Below are 8,061 nucleotides of genomic sequence, written 5' to 3'. Positions count from 1 at the left end.
AAATCCTCGCAAACACCCGGGAACGCCCCAGGAAAACTTGGGAAAGGACAACGAGGCCCGTTCAATCGCCGCTTCGGCTCCCGTTGATCCGGCGGGAACTTCGCCAGATCAAACCGTTAGAGCGAGACATGGATCGTCCGTCGGCCCTTCGGGCCTCATGAGCGGATCCACACATAACGCAGCATACTGTATTTCCCCCAAACATCTGTTCTGTAACGAAAAAACGGCAAAAAATCGGTAACGAGTGATGCCCGGAAAAAAATTACCTCCGCTTTACAATGGGTTGCGAGGGGGGTGGCTTTGCCAAAGCCAGGCGAAAGCCAGGGCAAAGCCAACCAAGAGCCAAGCCAAAGCCAGCAAAAGCCACCGGAAAACCAGCCCGTTCCATCACCTGTTGAATCGGAAATTACGCGTGACGCGCAAAAAGAGATGACCAGATTACCTTTCATGTTCGTCCTCCCGCTCCACTTCCGGATCGCCATCTGGACCGCGCTCACGCTCCATGCGGGCCATGACCTGGCGCTGTTCTTCGAGATCAAGTTCGAGCTGTTGTTTGCCGAGATCATGGTCAGGCGAGAGACGCATCTGCTCGATCCGCAGGTTGGTCCGTTCCATCAGCGCCGACAGCTCTTCGTCAGTCGTCGCGGCCAGCATGGCGATCATCGCGCGCGTGGCCGACATCTCCTCGTGGAGCTGGCGGTTCCAGTCGGACTGTCTCCTTCCAAGGGCGACGATCATCCGTGTCAGGGAGGAGAGCGACGGCGCGACAGCCGCCTTCACCGCGCTTGCAATCGCGTCTTCAGAAGCCTGATTTTCGTCTCCGCCTGCGTCGCTGATCGCCGCTGTGAGTTCGTCCCGGAAAGGGGTGAGGACGTCAGAAAGGGCAGTTTGGAGGTCTCTCGGAGACAGGGGGGGAAGTGTGGGCCTTGGGCCGCTTCAGCCTCCTGCCGGGCGGCCTGAAGATCTGATCTGAGCTGGGAGATGGCAGCGTCAAGATTGGCTGCACGATTGGACTCGTCACCCTCAACAAGGCCGCTTGCAACCGGGCCAAGATAGATACGAATTCGCGAATTACTTTCGGTCGTCATCTCGTCATATCCTTCTGTCGGTCTCTGTGGGCGTCGACCAATTCGGCGGCGTGTTCGAAGGGGTCTTTCCGCTCGCGGGCGGGCTCGATTTCAGCCGCGTCTTTCCGGCTCTCACAGGGCTCGGAGCGGGCTTCTTTTTCCGGCTCCTGTGCAGGGTCCTCGGGGGCAGACTTGTCGTCCTTGGCTTGTCTCCGGCTCTCCTCGGCCTTCTTGGAGAGCTCATCGGACATCTGCTCTTTCCAGAGCCCGAGCGCGTCTGGTCGGACGCCCGTGGTCTTCTCGATCCGGGCCGCGAGCTTGTCGGAATCGGAGGTGAACAGGAGCGCCTCGTCGCGGGCGCGGCTGATCTGGACGTAGAATGATTTCTGCGAGGTCAGCGCTTCATCAGGTCCCATGGCGGCGATCACACGGTCGACGGTCGCGCCCTGATCGGCGTGAGTAGTCGCCGCATAATTGTGTTGAATGCCACGGGCGACGAGCGTGTGAAGTTCGAGTTCGACGCTGTTTCCGGCATCCCTTTGGACCGTCACGGAGTTTGGAGTGATGCCCGAGATCCGCCCGGTTTGCCCATTCATGATCCCGGCCTCCTTGTCGGTGATCTTGAACCGGATGGCGTCTCCCGCCGCCAGTTCACGGGTCTCGGGCTCATAGGCGAGCAGGCTCGATCCGGCGCGGTTGTGGGGCGACAGATGGACCCTCAGGGGATCTCCTCCGGACTCGGCGCGCAGGATGATCTCGCTGCTGGTCTGATCGATGCCGTCGACGCGATAGGTTTCGCCGCGGGTAATCCCGGCCGTCTTGATCGACCGAAGCGCATGGACCACATCGCCGGTCTTGTAGGAAGCGACGTCGGCGGCTTCGGCACGGGTGAGCTGAAGCGGGGTCAGAGCCTCTGCCGTGATGCCCTGACCAGAGATCTTACCCTCGGACTTCAGAGCGTCGCGGATGGTCTCATTCATCTTTGTCCGGGTGTCATTAGTCAGGGTGATGAGGCGGGTCCTGTCGCGCTCCTTGTCGCTCAGAGCGAGCCATGCAGCGGCTGCGTCTGACCTGTAGTCCTCGCTCACCCACACATTGTCTCCGATCTTGAGAAGGGCCGCGTGGGCCTCGCCCTTGATCGCGTGATTGACCGCGTCCAGAAGGTCAGGGTTTCTCTGGCGCTGGATGTCATTCATCACAGCGGTAGGGATACCCGCCTTCTGAAGCTGCTCGAACGGTGTCCCTGCATTCACGGCATCGAGCTGCTTCAAGTCGCCCAGAAGGACGACCCGGGCAACGCCCGTCCGTTCTGCATGGTCCATCAGGGTCCGCATGTCCCGCGACGAGACCATTGAGGATTCGTTGATCACCATGATCGTCTTGGACTTGTCCCGCTCCACCGGATGGGTGCGTTCCCGCGTCGTGAGCATGGCCAGCGTCGTGGTCTGTGAGATGGGTTCCTTCAGGACCTCGACGGCGACATGGGAGGGCGCATAGCCATCGATCTGGTAGCCGTGCTTTTCCGCATAATGGGCAAGCCGCTCCATGGCGAAAGTCTTGCCCGTGCCGGCATAACCCTGAATGGCCACGTAGCGCCCTTTGCCGGACGATAGCCCGAGCGCAACAGCCTCCTGCTGGCCCTCGGTGAGCGTCGTCTTGGCAAGTTGGCGATTCAGGGCGGCATCGCCGGTGAGACGCTGCACCATCCCCTTCTCCACGCCCCCTGCCCGACGTGAGGCCCGCCACGTACGGAGATTGTCGCGCTCGATGGCGAGAGTGTGCATGTCGGTCAGGGTGTCCTTGTCGGGACTAGATGCGATGAGGACATTGGCCTGCTCAAGGCGGGCGATCTCCCGCTCGATGTCGGAAAGACCGCCGACCTTTGACGCCTTCAGAGCGGTCTCGACGAGATCCTGGCGCTCGTAAACCGAGGCGCGCTCGCTCAGATGGGTATAGGCGAATTTGACCGCATCATGGGCATCTGACCTGCGGTCCTGTGGCTGGGAGGTCGCAGGACCCTCGGCATGACGCTGCTCGGCACGTGCAACGGCGGCCGCAAGCACCTTTTCACTAACACCAAACTCCTTTGCTTCCGCGCGCCAGCTTTCCCGCAGCTCGGCCCGATCGATGCCGCCTTGCTTTGCCGCCCGCGTGGCGAGGGCGGCTAGTTGCGCGGTATGGGGGGTGACGGGCATCCCGCGCTCTTTCAGCGCGTCAAGGATCTGCTGGCGGCGCTTGGAGAAGCCCTCGACGAGGCGTTCATCCACACCCTGAATGTTGACCTCATCATATTTGCCCCGCTCGGTCTCATAGCCCAGAGCGCGGATGTTGCGATCAAGCTCAGTGCGTTAGACTTCGGTGATGATCTTGCGGTTGCGAAAGATCGCATCCTTATGCAGCGCCGTGAATCGACCTTCGCTGTTCTCCACCATATTGGCGATGACCGCGTGGGTGTGGAGCTGCGGATCGAGAGCCCGGGACGTGTCATGGCGAAACAGCCCAGCCACGATTTTGCCGCCGGTTTCCGTCTCCATATGGCCATTCTTCTGCACGCGGGTCTGGACGTAGCGCTGCTCAACAACCGTCATGGCCGCTTTGACCGCCTCGTCATGCGCCTTGATCAGGCGCTCATCCCCGTAAACGAGTGCGGCGACTGAGACAGATTTGGAGGCGGAGAAGGTCAGATCGAGGCCGGGGCGGTGCTCTCGCTCGCCATCCTTGATGCGGCCCAAGACCTGCTTGCCATCTGGCGTTTCGCCGTCAAGGATCTTCGCAAACCGTGCCTCATCGACCTGGCCTGTCAGATTGTGGCCCTCGGCAGACTTGCCGAACCACGCGGAGGCTTCCCGTGCTTCCTTGGAGCCGTCCACATAGACCGTGTTGCATAAACCATTCGCTGGTCGCAGCTCCCCCTTTCCCCGCCGGTTCAGATGACACGCTCGTAGGCCGCGCGACCGAGGTCGGTCATTCGGTTCAGGGCATTGACGGCGATCGCGGTTTCGAGTTTTGGCTCTCCATATTTCGACCTCGTAGCGCGGGTCCGATCACCTGCTTGTAGCGGCCGATCTGGGCTTCGACACGAGAGCGCTGAGCGTAGCCAGTCGCCTTTTGCCATGCGATCCAGCCGTGGTTGGCGATCATCTGGATATGGGCATTGCGGGTAGCGCAATCGCCCGGGACGGCGTTGCCCGGTTGGTGAGAGGCGATAGAGAATTGATCCGGTGGATCAATTCAGCCTCGAACGGGCGGAGCCCCGGAGGAATAGCCAACTCCACATCCGGCCCGAAGACATCTCGGATCATCGCAGCCGGCGGCGCGCCGTCATAGGCGCCATCGCCGATGAAACAGCAGACAAAGTCCGCCACCTGAGCCAGCAACCCGGGCAGCGCGCCGGGATCGCCGACATGCTCGGTGGTCAGGCGGGACGTGACGATGTGACCGCTCTCGGGATCAAGGCCGATATGCAGTTTACGCCATGTTTTGCGAGCCTTCGGCAGCCCGTGCTTTTCACTCATCCAGTCCCGACCGCCGTGGATCCGAAGCCCATTCGCCATGGTCGCTCGAACCGATGGCGCGACATGGCTCATTGTCCACGATGAGCGTGATCGGGCTGCCTGTGGGTTTCCGGCCCGGCGCTATCTTCAAGGACGGCGCGCGGCGGCAGAGCGTCGAGAAATCCGGCACGGGCAGGTCAATCCGCATGAGCCTCAAAAGACTTCGAACGAAGCCCTGCGTTTGCCGAAGCGCCAGCCCGAACACGACGCGCAAGGTCAGGCAGGCCTCGATCGCCAGGTCCGAATACCGCCTCTGCGCACCGCGCTTGCCAGCAGGCGGTGGGCTCCATCTGGCCATCGCGTCTTCGCTGAGCCAGATCGTCACGTCACCGAGCCGGCGAAGGCTCTCGTTGTATTCCGCCCAGTTCGTAACCCGGCACTTCGCCTTCGCAAACTTGTCCCGTCGTGACGCGTTGTGCTTGAATGGCATTGGGTATCCTGTCGTCAGACCGACCGCCTGCTACCCCGTGAGCCGAATTCATGCAACACGCTCGACGGACAGGCACATCTGGGCCTGTCTTGCTGATTTGAACCGGCCAAATATCTTCTCCCGTCGACGGGTATGCCGATGCGATGCCTCGCTGCGATTGTTCAATCCCTTGTGTGATCTGTGATCGACTCCTGGGCAAAGCTTGCGCGTGGCAACGCGATAACTGCGCAGTTTGTCCGTCACGATGACTCTAGGTGCACCCCATCGCTTCATGAGTTTCCGCAGAAACCGCTTTGCGGCTCTCGCATTTCGGCGTGATTGCACAAGGATCTCGAGGGTGTCTCCATTGCCATCGACCGCGCGCCAGAGCCAGTGCTTCGTCCCGCTGATCGTAATCACAACTTCGTCCAGATGCCACTTGTCGGCGGGCTTCGCTCGATCACGTCGGATCTTGGCAGCAATCTGTGTTCCAAATTTCGCAACCCAATCTCGGATCGTCTCGGGGCTAACCGTGATGCCGCGTTCTGCCAGAAGATCCTCGACGTCCCGCAGGCTGAGAGCGAAGCAGTGATAGGCCCAAACGGCATAGCCAATGACCGAACGTGGAAAGCGATAGCCCTTCAAGGCCGACGACTGGACTGAGAATATCATCAGCCAGCGGTAGCCTCACAGCCGGCGACAGGCAACCTGACAAAGCCCCAGATGTTCCTGTCCGTCCATGATCAAACTGCCGTTCTCTTTCGCCCGAAACGCCACCGTCTATCAGCAGCTGACTACCGCCGCAAACGAACAGAGGCTCAGGGCCTCTGGGTTGGTTGCGTGGGCGGAATAGTGGCCTGATGCTACCGCGTCCGCTTCTTATCCAAGCGTCGAGAAATAACCTGACAAAGCCCATCAGACAACTTGGCAATGCCCGTCGCCACCGTGTCGGGTAGCGGCAAAACGCGTGATGCGGCTTCAGTCGTTTGCCTTTTCCAGATCGGCTTGCTTCAGCGCCATGGCGCTGAGGACAAATCCGTTGTCGCATCGGATCAGACCGCGTGCGCTCCATCCCTTGCGGAACGGCGGAATATCGTGGGTTAAATAGGCCCGGAATTCCCGCGGTTTGCCAGACATATCACGCAAGAGCATCACTGTCGCGGCATCGAACCAGAACCTTTGACCAACCAGCGGATAGAGGCACTTGAGCAGGCTTTCCTTGGCCGAGAAGATCGCGGTCACATAGAGCGCGCGGTAGCGAAGGGAGGTAGGCAAATTTTGGCGCTCTGACGGGCAAACATAGACCTCAATGTCGCGCGTCAGTTCTGGCGTCATGATCCGTTCAATATCCACGCCAAGGCTCAGCACTTTGTCGGAAGGTGCCACAACGGCCGTGGCCTGCCCGCGCGCATGGCTGATCGACCCAACCAGACCCATGGGCCATGCGGGAGCGTCTTCGGACGGACCCGGCACGGGAAACGGTTGTCCCGTGGCATCGCGAAAGCGGGACATTGCCGCCCGGGCACAGTAGCGCCCTGCGGTGTATTCCGCCCTGCGACGCTGGGCCGCCTGAAACAGTCCCTCGGGCACCGGAAGGCCCAGAGCTAGCGCCCCCGCGTCCGAGAAAGCTGTCACATCATATTCCGCCCGCGCCATTGCCACCGATGACCCAAGCAAAGATGTGCCGGGTATATTGCGTAGGAACGTAGGCGGAACAGGGATCGCAAAGTCATAGTGTTCGCCAAGCCGCGTCATGTCGCCACCGCGCCAGAACCGTGGCCCGTTTCCTGTTGGGTTTCGCAACGGCGGCGCAGTGCCTCGTTGAACGCGAGGAACGCAGGGCGCGTCCGCTTGTCGAGGATCTTCCAGAGTAGCGGCACCAGAATGCCGCTGAATACTTCGCTGTGAGACAGACGGGTTTTGCCACCCTCGAGGTTTGACAGAACAAAACGGTGTTCGCCGGAAAACAACCACGACGCGGCCATCTTGCCACGCCAGATCAGCTTGTGAGGGTCTTCATGTGCGACAATGCGGGGGGTCATCTTCATTTCCCCGCCGCCATCGTTCAGACGCACCGCTACGATTTTCCCCGTCACCACATCCCCTTCGATCCCAAGAATGAATGCACTCCATTCCGGGAAGCGGTCGAAGTCGGTCAGTGTGCGCCAGACCGCGGTTCTTGGCGCATCAATGTCGATTGTCGTTTCTATTATTCGTGCCATTTGACTGAGGTCTCCTTAGCTTGAGTGGGCGCGGATTGCAGGGCTGCGGTATGCGAACCCATGTGCGCCAGGTCCTGGGCCATCTGCCGGCCAAGTGCCGCGCAGCCGCCTTCGGCGAAGTAAAAATGCCCGCCCTCGAACAGGGTCATTGCAAACGCGCCATAAGTTTCCAGCTCCCAATCCTCCATAAGCCCGGGTGGCGCCCAGGGGTCATCCACCGCGGCATAGGCATTCATGGGGCAGCTTAGCCGGATGCGGTCCGGCCTCGCGAAAAAACTGTCGACGGCTGAAAAATCAGCCCGGGCCAGCTTGAGGAACATGCGCACGAATTCGGGTTCTTCTAGGATGCGCTGCGGCGTCCCGCCCAGATCCAGCATCGTACGCAGGAATTCATCATCTGGCAGCAGGTGCAGTTCGGCGGCGCGCGGCGTTATGGTCGGGGCCTGCCGCCCGGATACGCCCAGCCAAACCGGCGGGCGCCCTTCGGACGTCAACTTCCGTGCCAGTTCCGACGCGACGATGGCCCCAAGACTGTGCCCGAAAAGTGCCAGAGGCACGTCGTCCTTAAGATCGTCAAGATCGCGTGCGACGCCGTCGACCATATCGGGCATCGTCACGAAGGCATGTTGCGCATGACGTCTACCACGACCCGGCTGTTCGTGCAGAACAACCTCCACATCGGGCGGTAGATGCCGGCACAATTGAAAAAAAGTACTGCCAGAGCCACCGGCATGGTGGAACATCACCAGCCGCAGGTTTGGGTTTTCGACGGTGCTTGGGCGCAAAAAGGCTGTCATCGTAATAATCCT

7 protein-coding genes and 2 pseudogenes are annotated in these 8,061 nt (G+C 60.6%); all 9 read right to left on the bottom strand.

Translation table 11 applies throughout. The annotated features are described in order from the left end of the window. Positions 1–155 precede the first annotated feature (155 nt). Entirely contained in the window at positions 156–449 is a 294-nt protein-coding gene (locus FEV53_RS12665; RefSeq protein ID WP_142835193.1) for a hypothetical protein, read from the bottom strand. Further along, positions 439–780, bottom strand: a complete 342-nt coding sequence (locus tag FEV53_RS12660) for a hypothetical protein (protein ID WP_142835192.1) — start codon at positions 778–780, stop codon at positions 439–441. The genes FEV53_RS12665 and FEV53_RS12660 overlap by 11 nt, the downstream gene beginning before the upstream one ends. A 304-nt stretch (positions 781–1,084) precedes the next feature. Continuing rightward, positions 1,085–3,937: pseudogene (gene mobF / locus FEV53_RS22045) on the bottom strand (MobF family relaxase). Positions 3,938–4,204: 267 nt separating this feature from the next. Continuing rightward, positions 4,205–4,582, bottom strand: coding sequence for a transposase (locus tag FEV53_RS21530; protein WP_246100807.1), 378 nt, complete (start codon positions 4,580–4,582; stop codon positions 4,205–4,207). Then, positions 4,575–5,051 (bottom strand): transposase, encoded by a 477-nt coding sequence (locus FEV53_RS21525; RefSeq protein WP_246100806.1) that lies wholly within the window; start codon positions 5,049–5,051, stop codon positions 4,575–4,577. Before FEV53_RS21525 ends, FEV53_RS21530 begins: the two co-directional genes overlap by 8 nt. 60 nt (positions 5,052–5,111) lie before the next feature. Continuing rightward, positions 5,112–5,702, bottom strand: a pseudogene (locus FEV53_RS12640) (IS6 family transposase); the annotation flags it as partial. A 306-nt stretch (positions 5,703–6,008) separates the two neighbouring features. Next, positions 6,009–6,785, bottom strand: coding sequence for a 4'-phosphopantetheinyl transferase family protein (locus FEV53_RS12630; RefSeq protein ID WP_142835190.1), 777 nt, complete (start codon positions 6,783–6,785; stop codon positions 6,009–6,011). Continuing rightward, entirely contained in the window at positions 6,782–7,252 is a 471-nt protein-coding gene (locus tag FEV53_RS12625; RefSeq protein WP_142835189.1) for an SRPBCC domain-containing protein, read from the bottom strand. Before FEV53_RS12625 ends, FEV53_RS12630 begins: the two co-directional genes overlap by 4 nt. Continuing rightward, positions 7,240–8,049: a thioesterase II family protein gene (locus FEV53_RS12620; protein ID WP_142835188.1), complete on the bottom strand. Its 810-nt coding sequence runs from the start codon at positions 8,047–8,049 to the stop codon at positions 7,240–7,242. The genes FEV53_RS12625 and FEV53_RS12620 overlap by 13 nt, the downstream gene beginning before the upstream one ends. Between the last annotated feature and the right edge of the window lie 12 nt (positions 8,050–8,061).

This window comes from Palleronia caenipelagi (assembly GCF_007004065.1).
Lineage (GTDB): Bacteria > Pseudomonadota > Alphaproteobacteria > Rhodobacterales > Rhodobacteraceae > Palleronia > Palleronia caenipelagi.
This window is presented reverse-complemented; position numbering and strand designations above follow the sequence as displayed.